The sequence below is a fragment of the Olavius algarvensis spirochete endosymbiont genome (assembly GCA_900608495.1).
In the GTDB taxonomy this organism is placed as follows: Bacteria; Spirochaetota; Spirochaetia; order DSM-2461; family DSM-2461; genus UBA2779.
This window is the reverse complement of record UWYT01000293.1, coordinates 1-14,142: the sequence shown is the minus strand read 5'-3', so window position 1 is coordinate 14,142 and position 14,142 is coordinate 1. Positions and strand designations below refer to the sequence as shown.

26 protein-coding genes and 1 pseudogene are annotated in these 14,142 nt (G+C 46.1%); all 27 read right to left on the bottom strand.

Going from position 1 to position 14,142, the window contains the following annotated elements:
• The coding region (locus tag S1OALGB6SA_RS09075) for a hypothetical protein (protein ID WP_148084065.1) at window positions 1-1,437 on the bottom strand (1,437 nt) is incomplete at its 3' end.
• Window positions 1,438-1,862: 425 nt separating this feature from the next.
• Entirely contained in the window at window positions 1,863-2,261 is a 399-nt protein-coding gene (rplQ, locus tag S1OALGB6SA_RS09070; RefSeq protein ID WP_124033264.1) for a 50S ribosomal protein L17, read from the bottom strand.
• Complete coding sequence (locus tag S1OALGB6SA_RS09065; RefSeq protein WP_124033263.1) at window positions 2,258-3,367, bottom strand: DNA-directed RNA polymerase subunit alpha; 1,110 nt, start codon at window positions 3,365-3,367, stop codon at window positions 2,258-2,260. Before S1OALGB6SA_RS09065 ends, rplQ begins: the two co-directional genes overlap by 4 nt.
• A gap of 152 nt (window positions 3,368-3,519) precedes the next feature.
• A complete protein-coding gene (gene rpsK, locus S1OALGB6SA_RS09060; protein WP_503465893.1) occupies window positions 3,520-3,909 on the bottom strand; it encodes a 30S ribosomal protein S11 in 390 nt (129 codons plus the stop codon).
• A 64-nt stretch (window positions 3,910-3,973) separates the two neighbouring features.
• Window positions 3,974-4,339, bottom strand: coding sequence for a 30S ribosomal protein S13 (rpsM, locus tag S1OALGB6SA_RS09055; protein WP_124033261.1), 366 nt, complete (start codon window positions 4,337-4,339; stop codon window positions 3,974-3,976).
• Window positions 4,340-4,348: 9 nt separating this feature from the next.
• Window positions 4,349-4,462: a 50S ribosomal protein L36 gene (gene rpmJ, locus S1OALGB6SA_RS09050; protein WP_124033260.1), complete on the bottom strand. Its 114-nt coding sequence runs from the start codon at window positions 4,460-4,462 to the stop codon at window positions 4,349-4,351.
• 18 nt (window positions 4,463-4,480) lie between these two features.
• The gene (gene secY / locus S1OALGB6SA_RS09045) at window positions 4,481-5,809 is read right to left on the bottom strand and encodes a preprotein translocase subunit SecY (RefSeq protein WP_124033259.1); all 1,329 of its coding nucleotides are present in this window, start codon (window positions 5,807-5,809) and stop codon (window positions 4,481-4,483) included.
• Window positions 5,810-5,816: 7 nt separating this feature from the next.
• Window positions 5,817-6,287: a 50S ribosomal protein L15 gene (rplO, locus tag S1OALGB6SA_RS09040; RefSeq protein WP_124033258.1), complete on the bottom strand. Its 471-nt coding sequence runs from the start codon at window positions 6,285-6,287 to the stop codon at window positions 5,817-5,819.
• Entirely contained in the window at window positions 6,284-6,475 is a 192-nt protein-coding gene (gene rpmD, locus S1OALGB6SA_RS09035) for a 50S ribosomal protein L30 (protein WP_124033265.1), read from the bottom strand. Before rpmD ends, rplO begins: the two co-directional genes overlap by 4 nt.
• 2 nt (window positions 6,476-6,477) lie before the next feature.
• Window positions 6,478-6,981, bottom strand: a complete 504-nt coding sequence (gene rpsE / locus S1OALGB6SA_RS09030) for a 30S ribosomal protein S5 (RefSeq protein ID WP_124033257.1) — start codon at window positions 6,979-6,981, stop codon at window positions 6,478-6,480.
• 9 nt (window positions 6,982-6,990) lie between these two features.
• Window positions 6,991-7,350, bottom strand: a complete 360-nt coding sequence (gene rplR / locus S1OALGB6SA_RS09025) for a 50S ribosomal protein L18 (RefSeq protein ID WP_124033256.1) — start codon at window positions 7,348-7,350, stop codon at window positions 6,991-6,993.
• Window positions 7,351-7,359: 9 nt separating this feature from the next.
• A complete protein-coding gene (gene rplF / locus S1OALGB6SA_RS09020) occupies window positions 7,360-7,899 on the bottom strand; it encodes a 50S ribosomal protein L6 (RefSeq protein ID WP_124033255.1) in 540 nt (179 codons plus the stop codon).
• A 10-nt stretch (window positions 7,900-7,909) separates the two neighbouring features.
• Window positions 7,910-8,308 carry a 30S ribosomal protein S8 gene (gene rpsH / locus S1OALGB6SA_RS09015; RefSeq protein WP_124033254.1) on the bottom strand — a complete coding sequence of 133 codons (399 nt, stop codon included), beginning with the start codon at window positions 8,306-8,308 and terminating at the stop codon, window positions 7,910-7,912.
• 15 nt (window positions 8,309-8,323) lie between these two features.
• Window positions 8,324-8,509, bottom strand: a complete 186-nt coding sequence (locus S1OALGB6SA_RS09010; protein WP_124033253.1) for a type Z 30S ribosomal protein S14 — start codon at window positions 8,507-8,509, stop codon at window positions 8,324-8,326.
• Window positions 8,510-8,512: 3 nt separating this feature from the next.
• Window positions 8,513-9,154, bottom strand: coding sequence for a 50S ribosomal protein L5 (gene rplE / locus S1OALGB6SA_RS09005; RefSeq protein ID WP_195910398.1), 642 nt, complete (start codon window positions 9,152-9,154; stop codon window positions 8,513-8,515).
• The gene (gene rplX, locus S1OALGB6SA_RS09000) at window positions 9,154-9,462 is read right to left on the bottom strand and encodes a 50S ribosomal protein L24 (protein ID WP_124033251.1); all 309 of its coding nucleotides are present in this window, start codon (window positions 9,460-9,462) and stop codon (window positions 9,154-9,156) included. Before rplX ends, rplE begins: the two co-directional genes overlap by 1 nt.
• A 19-nt stretch (window positions 9,463-9,481) precedes the next feature.
• Window positions 9,482-9,850: a 50S ribosomal protein L14 gene (rplN, locus tag S1OALGB6SA_RS08995; protein WP_124033250.1), complete on the bottom strand. Its 369-nt coding sequence runs from the start codon at window positions 9,848-9,850 to the stop codon at window positions 9,482-9,484.
• Between the two features lie 8 nt (window positions 9,851-9,858).
• The gene (gene rpsQ, locus S1OALGB6SA_RS08990) at window positions 9,859-10,113 is read right to left on the bottom strand and encodes a 30S ribosomal protein S17 (RefSeq protein ID WP_195910399.1); all 255 of its coding nucleotides are present in this window, start codon (window positions 10,111-10,113) and stop codon (window positions 9,859-9,861) included.
• A gap of 9 nt (window positions 10,114-10,122) precedes the next feature.
• Window positions 10,123-10,323, bottom strand: coding sequence for a 50S ribosomal protein L29 (rpmC, locus tag S1OALGB6SA_RS08985; RefSeq protein WP_124033248.1), 201 nt, complete (start codon window positions 10,321-10,323; stop codon window positions 10,123-10,125).
• Window positions 10,323-10,754 carry a 50S ribosomal protein L16 gene (gene rplP, locus S1OALGB6SA_RS08980; protein ID WP_124033247.1) on the bottom strand — a complete coding sequence of 144 codons (432 nt, stop codon included), beginning with the start codon at window positions 10,752-10,754 and terminating at the stop codon, window positions 10,323-10,325. Before rplP ends, rpmC begins: the two co-directional genes overlap by 1 nt.
• Entirely contained in the window at window positions 10,747-11,454 is a 708-nt protein-coding gene (rpsC, locus tag S1OALGB6SA_RS08975; RefSeq protein ID WP_124033246.1) for a 30S ribosomal protein S3, read from the bottom strand. Before rpsC ends, rplP begins: the two co-directional genes overlap by 8 nt.
• Complete coding sequence (gene rplV, locus S1OALGB6SA_RS08970) at window positions 11,454-11,804, bottom strand: 50S ribosomal protein L22 (RefSeq protein WP_124033245.1); 351 nt, start codon at window positions 11,802-11,804, stop codon at window positions 11,454-11,456. The genes rpsC and rplV overlap by 1 nt, the downstream gene beginning before the upstream one ends.
• 14 nt (window positions 11,805-11,818) lie before the next feature.
• A complete protein-coding gene (gene rpsS / locus S1OALGB6SA_RS08965) occupies window positions 11,819-12,100 on the bottom strand; it encodes a 30S ribosomal protein S19 (protein WP_124033244.1) in 282 nt (93 codons plus the stop codon).
• A 14-nt stretch (window positions 12,101-12,114) separates the two neighbouring features.
• Window positions 12,115-12,942: a 50S ribosomal protein L2 gene (rplB, locus tag S1OALGB6SA_RS08960; RefSeq protein ID WP_124033243.1), complete on the bottom strand. Its 828-nt coding sequence runs from the start codon at window positions 12,940-12,942 to the stop codon at window positions 12,115-12,117.
• Window positions 12,943-12,959: 17 nt separating this feature from the next.
• Window positions 12,960-13,274, bottom strand: coding sequence for a 50S ribosomal protein L23 (gene rplW, locus S1OALGB6SA_RS08955; RefSeq protein WP_124033242.1), 315 nt, complete (start codon window positions 13,272-13,274; stop codon window positions 12,960-12,962).
• Window positions 13,275-13,276: 2 nt separating this feature from the next.
• Window positions 13,277-13,903, bottom strand: coding sequence for a 50S ribosomal protein L4 (rplD, locus tag S1OALGB6SA_RS08950; RefSeq protein ID WP_124033241.1), 627 nt, complete (start codon window positions 13,901-13,903; stop codon window positions 13,277-13,279).
• A gap of 13 nt (window positions 13,904-13,916) precedes the next feature.
• A pseudogene (gene rplC, locus S1OALGB6SA_RS10390) lies at window positions 13,917-14,142 on the bottom strand (50S ribosomal protein L3); the annotation flags it as partial.

Sequence of the window (14,142 nt, the reverse complement as noted above, 5' to 3'; positions counted from 1 at the left end):
CTCGAGGGTTGTCTCGTCGGCTGCCTCCGACTGCTCCTCTACAGCAAGCTCTTCCGCTAGTTCGGAAACCTTTTCCGTTTTGATAAGTTCTCCTTCTCTGGTTTGAGGTGGCGACTGCACATGCTGAATCTGTGCCGTTGCAATTTGCGCCGCCGATACCGCGCGTGCTATCATATTTTCAAGTAATTTCATGTCAATCGATTCTTGTTTCACCACGGTATTCGAACTTATGGAAGCTGTTTTGACATCGGATTCTTTTTCGGCCAGAATCTCAGCAATCCGGGTCCAGCCCTCATCAATTATCTCATCCACCTTCGCGGATTCGTCTTTCTTAAGCCTCCCTAAACCGCTCCGCAGTTCAGTTCTAACTTCATCTCGCCGGGCTTCAAAATCCTTAAGCGATAGCTTCTTTTTTTCGTTATGCTCCAACCAACTCCGCAGCAGGTTTACCTGCAGTTTTTTGATTCGCCCCCGCAGCACCTCCGTCTTGTCTTGACGGAGGTTGAGAAACAGAAATACCAGCAATGCCGAAGTTAGAAAAACAGTTGCGAAAACAAGCATTCGAACTGCAGTGGAAAAACTAAAAAGATGACCCGGTATCAGCTTTCCTACCCACGTGCCATCGCTGGAAATAGTTCCCGCCAACCAGTATTTCTCATCAGGTCCTTTTGCCAGCACTGAGAAATCAGACGGAACACCATCAATGGGCCATAGAATGTCAATCTCTTCTTTTACTGCGGCAACCTGCTCCGGTCGGATATCCGCAATAATCCCTCTGTCCTCTACGACGTATGAGTTCGCCCCTTGCGCAATTAATCCATCCCGCGCAAGACTATCAGACAACCCACTCAAACCCATATATACAATCATCCAACCCCGTGTTACAAAACCCCAGTCCTGAATCGGCAACCGATATCTTATCTGCTGCTTTGCTTCGTCATAGTATGTGACAGAAACAGAATTTTCATCTGCGATTGGAAGTTCGAATGATTCATCAGTCTCGCTCCAGTTCCTGTAAAGTATCCTTGAATCATCTCCAAACTGCCGACTGCTGACATCGCCCGCAAACGAGGAAAATTGGATTCTACCGACATTGTCAACAACCCGGATACCCTCGAACCCAAGTAATTGATCTTTCAAAGAGTCGGAGAGCTGTGCGCGGTAAAGTATTTCCTCTTGACGCTGCGAAATCGAGAAAACCGATTGCATGTTTCTATCCCTTGACAAACTGTCAAATCGAGACAAATTTTCCTGATTCCACAAAACTATGATGTCAGAAATATCCTTCAACCTGATTCTCTGATCCGATTCCACCCGTGAGCTAAAGAAATCAATCTCCAATAGACGAAAAAGTCCCGTGTAGGCAATAAGGCCAAAACCGCCGGTTACGAGCACAGCAATAACTATAGTGAGTATGATTTTTTGCAATGTTCCCATTTTAACCGAGGCAATCCTCCATGATCCCATCAACAGCATAAACATGCTGCCAACACGAACAACGTAGCACTAGCGGGCTAGTTTCGGCAAAAACAGGCACCTCTACATCTCGCAACTAACAAGCCACCCCTATCAAGTCGAAATATATTGATTAGACCCGCGGCACCGGTAACTGCCCGTGGTTACAAGCTCACACCAGATGTTCGGATAAAACACTTTGCAACCTAAGCTTTTACAATACATCGTTTTTTTTATTGGCTGTCTGTCACACGCTTTCTCCGTATTCACTGGTCGACAGGATACTCACCAATCTCTTACCTCCCCCTTCAGTTCACACATCTTCTCACGACAGGGATAAGCAAAACCTTGCGCGGTTTCCTCTTCTCGCAGTCTCTTCCGGCATCTACAGCGGTAGAACTTACTTGCTAGCTTTTCTTCCTACTATTTCTACTGCCTGTTGCCTCTTCTTCACTCGGAAGAAACTCAAGTATTACCATTTCAGCGGTGTCTCCAGATCGATAGCCCGTTTTCATTATCCGAGTATATCCACCTGGTCTTCCCATAAACCTGGGCCCAACTTCCACGAAAAGCTTATTCAAAACACTTTTTTCATACAAGGACTTTGCAGCTACTCGCCGATTATGAACAGAGTCCGTTTTCGCCCGGGTAACGAGTTTCTCGACGGTTCGACGGACTTCTTTCGCCTTTGCTGAAGTAGTCTTAATTCTCTCATGCTTTATAATGGAAGTAACCATATTTCTGTGAAGTGCCTTGCGATGACTGGACTTTCGACTTAGCTTGTTGAAGCTCTTAAAATTTTTCATTTCAACTGTTCCTCATGGACGGCATTGAAATCGCTATCGTTCGAATGGGCTTCGGCCTCCGCCCCCGAAGCTGCATTGTTCTTTCCCAGTTTTATCGAACTCTTCAGCACGTTATAATCGGTCATGCCGAGACTTAGATTCCATTCGGACAGCTTCTCCTTAATTTCTAAAAGAGATTTCTTTCCAAAATTCCTAGTCTTTGTGATATCGTCTTCTGTGCGCTTTGTTAAATCACCAATTGTCCTGATATTCGCATTCTTAAGACAATTACTCGAACGCACTGAAAGCTCCAATTCTTCAACAGAGGTAGTCAATAATGCGCGGATTCTTTCCTCTTCTTCGTCTACCTCTTCCTCACCAATTACTTCATCTTCATCAAAGTTGATAAAGATAGTGAAATGATCCTTCGCAATTTTGGCTGCTTCGGCTAACGCGTCTTCCGGCGCAATTGTGCCATCTGTCCAAATCTCTAAATTCAGTTTATCATAGTCTGTACGCTGTCCCACTCTGGTGTTTTCCACTAGATATTTCACCTTAGTGATAGGACTAAAAATCGAATCAACCGAAATTGTCCCAATATGCTCGATGTACTTCTCGTTTAATTCGGCAGGCACATATCCTCTTCCAAGATTGATTTGAATCTCAAAATCCAAGTTTCCCTTATCCATCACCGTGCATATCGGCATATCCTTGTTAGCCACCACAATTCCACTCTTCTCTAGATCTGCCCCGGAAATAGTACCCGTACCCCGCCACGCCAAGTGAACAATCTGCTCTTCTATATCTTCTGGAAGCTTGAGACGAAGCGATTTCAAATTGCTGATGATAACCGGTGTGTCTTCAATGACATGTGGAATGGCTTCAAATTCGCTTGTAATAACATGCGCACTGCCTTCATCATTGTAAGTGATAATCCTTACCGCCGAAACAGCACAGCCTTGCACTGAAGAAAGGAGGATACGGCGCAAAGTATTTCCAATGGTTGCTCCATATCCGCGCTCAAAGGGATAGGCCACAAATCTACCGAAGTTCCGAGTGCTTTCACCGTGTTCGACAGTGATTCCCTTCGGTTTCTTAAAACCCTTTAAAAGGTTTTTCCTAGCCATATATACTCCTTACACAAGTTTCCTATGAGATGCGTTGCGCTCAAAAAAGCAGGCCACACGCGCGGGTAAGAAGGCAAGAGCCGCCGAGTCACCTCCCACATCCCGCTTGCATCGTCTAATCCTGGTTTGTTCTAATTCTTCCCGAAAAATCTCTAAACGCGCCTACTTTTTCTGGGCCGACAACCGTTATGCGGAATCGGCGTGATATCCTTAATGGTTTTCACCTTGAATCCAAGATTGCCAAGTGAACGAATCGCGGTTTCGCGGCCAACTCCCGGCCCTTTCACATAGACATTAACCATCTGAAGTCCGTAATCCTTTGCACGATTCGTGGCCATTTCAGCTGTAGTCTGCGCCGCATAGGGCGTTGATTTTTTCGCACCGCGAAAACCCAACGAACCGGCACTGCACCACGATAGCGCGTTACCATTCATATCTGTAACCGTAACGATAGTATTGTTAAAAGTGGCCTGTATATAGATGTTCCCCTCAGTGACAGTCTTCTTTTCTTTCCTCTTTGCCATAGACTCTACTCCCTCCATCCAGTCTTTTTCAACAGTGGTTCTGGAATTCCGCCAAGCTCAATCTCGCTATAATCATCCACTGCTATTTCTTCTTTTTTGCAACTGTCTTGGATTTTCCCTTCTTGGTTTTAGCATTGGTTCTTGTACGCTGCCCCCTCGAAGGAAGTCCTTTTCGATTCCGCAAACCACGATAGCAGCCGATATCCATCAATCTCTTCATATTCAGAGCAGTCTCAGATCGCAGGCGACCTTCAATCTTGAAATCATTTTCAATAACCTTTCTTAAACTGTTTATCTTCTCGGTTGTGAGTTCGTTGATTTTCATTGTCAGATCAATGTCGGTCTTCTCACATATCTTTTGAGCCGAGGCTCGCCCAATGCCGAATATATAGGTGAGGGCGATATCTGCATGCTTGTTAGGCAGGTCGACACCCGCAATTCTCGTCATCACAATCTCCTATTTCTGTCGTTGTTTATGTTTGGGGTTCTCACAGATTATACGCACTACACCACGCCTGCGCACTACCTTGCACTTCTCACACATTGGTTTGATACTTGCTCTAACTTTCACCGCATATCTCCTCAACCACTATAGATTTCGAGAGCGAAGTTTGCCGCCCTTAGTAAGTCCATCGTGATGATGCATCTTAAGATGTCCTTCTATTTGACTCATCGTATCCAAATCAACCCCTACCATAATCAGCAATGAAGTGCCACCCATAATATACGCCATCTGCTGCGGAAATCCAGGAATCGCGATAATCAAGAGCGACGGAATCAAGGCAATCATCGACAAAAATAGTGAACCGGGCAATACAATTCGATTCAAAATGCGCGTCAAATACAACTCCATGTTCTCACTGCGAATTCCTGGAATTGAGCCACCATTCTCCCTGATTTGCTTGGAAATCTCCATAGGATTCAATGATACCTGCGTATAAAAATACGCGAAAAAAATGATCAACAGCGTATATAACGTCAGATATATAGGTCCATTGGTATTCAACGCCGTCACCACTTTGCCCCAAAACTCGCTGTTCCCAAAAGCGAAACTGGTAGATAGCTGAATTGGAATAGTAAGGATTGATGAGGCAAAGATTACCGGGATAACCCCCGATGGATTAATCTTAAACGGGATGTAGGAACCCTGAGCCCTATACTGCTTGCGACCCACGATGCGGCCTGCATAATTTACAGGTATTTTCCTAAGCCCCTGCTGTTCATAGACAACAAGTATTACTACTATCACGAACATAACTATGGTGAGGATAACGAAAACAGGGTTCAGATTCTGCGCTCTGATTTCACGAATCATCACCATAAAAGCATTGGGCATTCTCGCGACAATACCGGTAAAAATGAGCAATGAAATACCATTCCCCACACCTTTGACATTGATTTGTTCGCCCAGCCACATGAGAAATATTGTGCCAGCCGTAGTGGTTAGCATGCCGATAATCATAAACTGCCAATCGGCAATTCCCGAAACCACAACATTGTAATTAAGCGGTAAACGAAGCAGAGCCACTCCCTGGAGAAGACAGACAAAAACTGTAGCATAGCGGGTGTAACGCTGAATTTTTTTGCGTCCACCTTCTTCCTCAGCAATTCTCTTGAGAGCAGGAAAAACCAGCATTGAAACCTGCATAATGATGCTTGTGGTGATGTAGGGCATCACTCCCAGCATAAATAACGAGAAATTGCTGAAAGCACCGCCGGAAAAGAAATCAAGATAGTCAACAATCCCTCGACCATCTGTGCCGCTGCTGGCCAAATACTTGCTCAGCTCACCCATATCTATTCCCGGGATAGGTACAACAGAGCCAATTCTATGAATAACCAGGATGCCCAAAGTGAACAACACCCTGTTGCGAAGATCACGGATTCTAAATATACCAGCTATGGGATTGTTCGCCATCTCAGTCCTACTGTAGATCCACTTTAATCGCAGCCCCATCAGGTTTTGACACCTTGCCTCCAACCTTTTCAATTTTCATCCTGGCGGAGACCGAAACCGCATCAATAGCAACTTCCAGTTTTTTCTTTATTTCACCATCTCCCAGAATCTTAACCAGAGTTTCACTTCTCTTCACCAAGCCCTTTTGGTGAAGCGTATCAAGATTCACTGTCTCACCATCGCCATAGACACGCTCTAATGAGGATACATTGATTACAACATATTGAGTCTTAAAGGGATGATTAGAGAAACCCCTGGATGCAACCCTCCTGTACAAAGGCATCTGACCACCTTCAAATCCGAGTCTAGTCCCTCCACCGGAACGAGCTTTTTGACCCTTATGCCCGCGGCCGGAAGTTTTACCAAAACCAGAAGATCGGCCTCGTCCCACAATCCTCCTCCTTATATTTGCACCCTTAGGCGCCCGAACTACTCTCATACATCTTCCTCAACCTTAAGTAGATGGGAAACTGTTTTCATCATGCCGCGAATGGCGGCGCTCGAATCAACTTCCACTTCCGAGTTCAATTTCCCCAGTCCAAGCGCCTTAAGCGTGGCTCTCTGATTAGGTTTTTTGCCAATCTTACTCCGTATCAAAGTTAACCGAATTCTGGGATTTTTTTGCATCGTCAACCCCACATATCCATGATACTCTTTTTCCTTCCGCTTGCTATTTTCTTGGCGGGCATCAAATTTTTGAGGCCATTGAATACACCTTTTACGATATTCATCGTATTCTTCGATCCCAAGCTTTTGGATAAAACATCGCGTACGCCCACGGCTTCCATTATCGCTCTTACAGGACCGCCGGCGATTATACCGGTTCCAGGTGCGGCAGGTTTCAGCAATACCGAGGCGCTTTTATACTCGCCAATAATTTCATGCGGCAGAGTGTTCTTTTTAATCGGAACTGCCATGATGCTGCCCTTCGCTTTCTCGACACTCTTGCGAATTGCCTCAGTTACATCATTGGCTTTGCCAAACCCATAACCAACTCTGCCTTTCCCGTCTCCCACAACCATGAGGGCACTGAAAGACATCTTCCGACCACCCTTCACCGCCTTGGATACCCTATTCAGCCGAATCAATTTCTCAACAAACTTCTTTTCTTCCGCTTCTTCCCGTGTTGCCATATCCACTCTCTAAAAAACCAAGCCCGCCTCGCGAGCGCCTTCAGCAATGGCCTTTACGATGCCATGATAATTGTAGCCATTTCGATCGAAAATCACCATTTCTATTTTCTCTGCCTTGAGTCGTTCACCCACTTTCTTTCCAACTATTCTGGCTCCCTCTACCGATTTTCCCACACCTGAAAATTCCTTTTCCAAGGTGGAAACGGATGTGAGAGTACTGCCTGTAGAGTCATCAATAGCCTGTATACTTACATTTCTGTGGCTTTTATATACGCTTAGCCGCGGGCGAGTCGCAGTGCCTGTCAGTTTCTTTCTAATTCGAAGTTTGCGCCGAATGTGTTTATGCCGTTTATTGCTCAACCTGTCCATGCCTAATCCTTATTTCACACCGCTTTTGCCGACTTTCCGGCGAACGCTCTCATTTTCATAACGAACGCCCTTACCCTTGTATGGCTCCGGCGGTCTGAGCCTTCGAATCTCCGATGCAACAAGGCCAACAAAAGCCTTATCTATACCGCTGACTATAATCTTGTTGTTGCCTTCCATACTTAGGGTAATACCTTCCGGTATTTCATATTCAATCTGATTGGAGAATCCCAGATTAAGCAACAGAATTCCGTCACGGACTTCACCTCGAAATCCAACACCGTTTATTGCCAGACTCTTGGTGAAACCTTTGCTTACACCGTTAATCATGTTATGAAGCAGGGACCGATACAAGCCATGCATCGATTTCGCCTGCTTGGACTCTTCGGTTCTGTTAACCTGAATTTTACCTTCCTTGATATCAAAATTCACCAAGGGCTCAAAATTCCGGATCAACTCCCCCTTGCTGCCCTTGACACGGAGCGCTTGTCCTTCAACGCTAACCATGACACCCGCCGGCACAGTTACTGGCAGAAACCCTATTCGCGACATGAAGCCTCCTTCACCAAACCGTACAAATTATCTCCCCGCCAACTTTGCTTAAAACTGCCTTTTTCCCTGTAGTCACCCCGGCAGAGGTGGAGACAATCACAGTTCCCAAGCCGTTAAAAACCCTGGGCATATTCTTATATCCGGAGTAAACACGGCGACCCGGAGTGGAAACAGACTTAATCCCGTGAATGGTTGGCTGCTCTTTTTCGTCGTATTTCATGAAAACCCGAATAATATCCATCTCGCCCTGAGTTATTTTTTTGAAATTTTTCACATAGCCTTCATTTTTCAAAATTTTTATTATTTCCATCTTAAGTTTGGAGGGTCGAATATCGACTTTTTCACTCTTAACCGACACACTGTTTCTGATCATTGTAAGCATGTCCGCAACCGGATCGCTAACACTCATAATTATCTACCTCCGCTACCAGCTCGACTTAGTTACGCCGGGTATCATACCCTCATTTGCAAGTTTACGAAAGCAAATCCGACACATTTCGAATCTCCTCATGTAACCACGAGGACGTCCACAGAGTCGACATCTCCTGACAATCCGAGACGTATACTTTGGTTTTCGCTGAGCTTTGATAATCATAGACTTTTTGGCCATCGGCTACTCCTTATTGAACGGCATCCCAAACCAGGTTAAAAGGCGTCGAGCCTGCTCATCGGTTTGGGCGGTCGTAACTATGGCCACATTGAGGCCTCTAATTTTTTCAATCTTATCATAGTCAATCTCTGGAAAAATAATCTGCTCATCAATCCCCAAACTGTAATTGCCGCAACCGTCAAAGGCCTTTGGGCTGACACCTCTAAAATCTTTAACTCGGGGAAGGGCAATATTCAGCAAGCGATCTAAAAATTCATACATCCGATTTCCTCGGAGAGTTACTTTGGCGCCTATTTCCTGACCAAGTCTGATTTTGAAATTGGCAATGGATTTCCGAGCTTTCGTTCTTAACGCCTTCTGCCCGGTAATTTGTCCTAATTCGTCAACAACCGAATTCAAGAACTTTTTATTGGTAGTGGCATCGCCTACACCGGCTGAAACGACGATTTTTTCCATTCTGGGAATTTGCATAGGGCTCTTGAAACTAAATTCTTCCAGCAATTCCTTGGATATCTTATCAACAAAACGTTTCTTCAGTCTCGGCACACTTCTTTTTGACGAACCGGATGATTTCGATCTCTTCCGGCTCGAAGCGGTCTTCACAGGTTTAGAAGCCGGCTCGGTGGTTTTTTTCACGTTGCCCATTAGAGGGTCTCTCCACATTTGCGACATATACGGCTTTTTTTGTTGGCGTCCAGTTTCATGGCAATCCGAGTGGGACCGCATTTTCGGCAGAGAAGCATTACGTTAGAGGCCGTAATAGGAGCCTCTAATTCTATGATACCACCCTTGTCATTCTGACTTTTCGGACGCTGGGTTTTTTTTACAATGTTCAAACCCTCAGCTATAAGTCGAGCACTCATACGGTCTATCTTCAGGATGCGGCCTTGTTTACCCTTATCCTTGCCAGCTATTATCTGAATTTGATCGCCTTTTTTCAGCTTGGTTTTCATCAATTACTCACGCCCTTCCCTATAACACTTCCGGGGCAAGAGAAACAATTTTCATGTAGTTATAATCCCTTAATTCACGCGCCACCGGACCAAAAATCCGCTTACCAACGGGATTGCCAGCTCCATCAATTATCACACAGGCATTATCGTCAAAACGGATATAGGTTCCGTCGCTGCGACGATACTCTTTATGAATTCGGACAACCACTGCCCTTATAACTTCACCTTTCTTAATGGAAGCGTTCGGAATAGCATCCTTGACAGTAACAGAAACGATGTCGCCAATACTGGCGTAACGTCGACGGCTACCCCCAAGCACCTTGATAGTCTGAACGCGCTTGGCGCCGGAGTTGTCGGCAACATTCATATATGTCTGCATCTGAATCATTGCTTCTCCTAACTCAATCGCTCGACAACCTTGTCAAGTCGCCAGTGCTTTTTCTTGCTAATTGGACGACTTTCGACTATTCGGACCGTATCACCCTCGTGTGCGTCATTTTTCTCATCGTGCGCTTTATACTTCCTCGAACGTGTGATGTACTTTTTATACAAGCGATGTAATTGTCGAGTGGAAACAGATACAGTGACTGTCTTGTCCATTTTGTCGCTCACCACGACACCCGTTAAGGTTCGTTTATTGGCTTTCTTCACATCCATTTTCTAAGCCTTTCGAATTCCATTTCTATATTCACTTATCATTGTGTTTAATCGAGATATCTGCCTGCGGATAGCTCTCTTTTCCATCGGGTTTTCAATACGACCCATCACAGCTTCAAAACGTAGATTCCTCATTTTTCCTGAAAGCTCCATCTTTTTTGCCATAAGCTCATCAACTGTCAAATCGTTAAATTTTTCTCTCATCAGTCCCATCCCGCATGATGGCGCACAACAAATTTAGTCTTGACCGGCAGCTTGCTTCCGGCCAGCTCCACCGCTCTTTCAGCCAAATTTACATCTACGCCGGCTATTTCAAACATCACTGTACCCGGCTTCACTGCCGCAAGCCATTTCTCAGGACTTCCCTTACCCTTCCCCATACGTGTCTCGGCAGGTTTCTTCGTATAAGGAATATTCGGGAAGATTCTAATCCAAACTTTGCCGCCTCGCTTGATATGCCTGGTCATTGCAACACGGGCGGCTTCAATTTGCCTTGCGGAAATTTGCATGTTCTCCATGGAAATCAGTCCATAGTCTCCAAAGGATACTTCATTGCCTCTTTGAGCACGTTTAGCGTTTGGAATAGCTCTGCCACGATGGGTTTTGCGATATTTAGTGCGCTTGGGACTAAGCATCGTTCAGCCTACCCCTGCCATCTCGTCTGCCGCTAACCAGTTTGCCCGCATCATCCTTCTGATCCGCTCCCAGAACTTCCCCGTTAAATATCCACACCTTAACTCCAATAACACCGAAGGCAGTGATGGATTCGGCAAATCCAAAATCGATGTCAGCACGAAGGGTATGCAGAGGCACTCGACCATCTTTAATCTCCAGAACCCGACTCATATCCGCTCCCCCGAGACGACCGGAGATTTTAACCTTTATCCCTTGAACGCCGCCGCGCATTGCATTTTGCACAGCCATTTTCAGTGTTCTTCGGAAAGCCGACCTGCTCCTGAGCAGTCGTGCAATATTGTATGCGACAATCTGGGCAACCGTGTCCGGTTTCTTTATCTCCTTTATCTTGATACTAACTTTCTTGTCGGTTAGTTTCTGAAGTCGAGCTGTTATCCTTTCGATATTGGCTCCCTTTGTCCCGATAATCACTCCCGGCCGCGAGGTTTCAATTGTCATCACAACTCTCGCCGGCTGACGGACTATTTCTATATCGGAAATATCCGCGCTTCTCGTATCTGGACTATCCAGCAAGGCCTTGCGCAAACGCAAATCTTCATGCAGTGTTTTTGCATATTCATTCGGCCCTACATACCATCTGGCTTTCCAATCCTTATTGATCCCCAGTCGGAAACCATACGGATTTACTTTCTGACCCATCAATCAACCGCCTTGTTGACAACCATTACCGAAATGTGGCATGAGCGCTTAATTTGCCTATCCGCTCTACCGTGTCCGCGAGGCCACAGGGTTTTGCGGCTTGGTCCGCCATCCACCAGAAGCTCGGCAATATAAAGATTCTTTTCGTCGAGATTCGGATTTTGATTCTTCGCGCTGGCAGCTGCAGAGACAATCACCTTTCTCAAATACCTGGCGCCCTTCTTTGGGAGTGAATCAAGTAGAGTGAGTGCATCCACATAAGGCCTTCGTCGAACATGATCGGCTATGGGCCTAACCTTAATAGGCGATATCGGCAGGTTCTTTGCCGCCGCGCGATAACCCTTTTCCATAATTCAATAGTCTCCTAGCGTCTCGTACCTTTCTTATCCGAACCCGCATGTCCCCGAAACAAACGTGTAGGCGAAAATTCACCCAGTTTATATCCGACAAGATTTTCAGTAATATACACGGGAATGAATGTTTTACCATTGTAAACCGAAATCGTGATACCAACCATCTCAGGTATTATTGTTGAACTACGCGACCAAGTCTTCAGTAGTCCCTTCGAACCACTTCTGTTAAACTCAATCACCTTTCTATAGAGACTCCTGGCCACAAACGGCCCCTTCCTTATCGATCTCGACATTCTACATAGAACTCCTATTTCGCACGTCGTTTGATGATAAATTTATTAGACGGCTTATGCTTCATTCGTGTTTTACCACTTTTAGTCGGTTTACCCCAGGGCGTTACAGGGTGACGCCCTCCAGATGTTCTGCCCTCACCGCCCCCATGTGGATGATCAACTGGATTCATCACAACACCTCGAACTTTGGGTCGCTTACCCAACCAGCGATTTCTTCCCGCCTTTCCAATTTTGATATTCATATGGTCGTCGTTTCCCACCTCACCAACAGTGGCAATGCAAGTTTTATGAACCATGCGCATCTCGCCTGAGGAAAGCTTCAGGGTAACGTAGTCTCCCTCTTTCGCCTGGATTTGTGCACGACAGCCTGCACTTCTAATCAATTGAGCGCCTTTACCTTTGGTGAGTTCCACTGCATGAATAGTTCTTCCAACCGGAATTTTCTCAAGAGGCAAACAATTCCCTGTTTCAATAGAAACATTCTCGCCACTTTCCACAGTCCCACCAACTTCCAAACCCTTGGGACACAGAATATATCTCTTCTCACCATCCAAATAGTTTATCAACGCGATATTCGCGCTGCGGTTTGGATCGTACTCGACAGAGGCTACCCTGCCAGGAATCCCGAATTTATCTCTCTTGAAATCGATAACCCTGTATCTCCTCTTATGTCCGCCACCTCGTCGTCTAACGCTAATCCGCCCACCCGCACCACGGCCGGCTCGAGAAAATTTTCCCCTCGTCAAATTCTTCGCGGGATTATTCTCGGAAAGCTCAGAGTTAACCAAACCCTGATGTGATCGCTGTGAGGGTGTTGTGGGATTATACGTTTTAATAGGCATAATTCGTCTCCTTCACGCTACACGCCTTCAAAGGCATCAATCGTCTGACCTTTTTGAAGTGTTACCATCGCTTTTTTCCATGCCGATGTGCGGCCTCGGCCACGTCGAAACGTCGTTCGTGAGATTGCGCGGTTATTTCGCCTCTTACCCCGAACGTTTATAATTCGACAATCCGTGGGCTGAACTTTGAACAAGCCGCCCACCGCCTGCATCACCATTAGTTTATTAGCCTTTTTGCTCACCTTGAATACGTAGGTTTTAATCTCGCCTTCTCTCTGGAAGTTGGCTTTTTCAGTAAGAACGGGCTCAATGATGATTTCATTCGAATCCACGATTAACTCCCATAGAATTCACCAAGTTTCTTTGCCGCACTTTCTAACACCAGGATACTCTTCCCGTAGAACAAATCATGGGCTCGTAGTCGATTGAAAGTGAGAAAGCGCAAATTTTTTATGTTCCTGCCCGCTCTCTTAGTCATTTCATCATCTTCATCGAGAATAAGAACCGTACCGCCCCCAGTAGGGAAGTGCTCCAGAATACTCACTAAATCCCTAGTCTTGCCCGATTCAACCGAAAAGTCCTCAAGCACCTTGAAGCATTCATCATCGGCTGCCCTGAGACTCAAAAGACTCTTCATGGCAAGTCGCTTAATCTTCCTGGGCAGATGATAGGAATAATCTCTAGGCCGAGGTCCGAAAACCACGCCCCCGCCGCGCCACAGCGGACTCCTACGGCTTCCGGCTCGAGCACGTCCTGTCCCCTTCTGGCGCCAAGGTTTGCATGATGAGCCACGCACCTCGTGACGATTCTTTGACTTCGCGGTACCTTGTCGTGCGTTCGCCAGTTCATTTTTTATGGCATGCCAGATAGATCCCTCACTAACCTTTCGGGCAAACACAGCGTCTTCGAGAACAATGTTCCGCAGCTCTTTGCCCTCCTTGGAGTAGACCTTCTTCTCCATATTCACCTCACACCTACTTCCGCTTCTTTGCCTGACGGACAATCACCATGCCATCGCGACGCCCAGGAATCGCTCCCTTGACTAGGAGCACTCCCTTCTCTCGATCTATCTTGACGATACGGAGATTCTGTACCGTGCTGCGTTCACCTCCCAGGCGACCGGGCATTTTTGTGTCCTTGAAAACGTTTGAAGGCCATGCGGCCATACCAGTCGAACCCGGAGAGCGATGAAATTTCGAA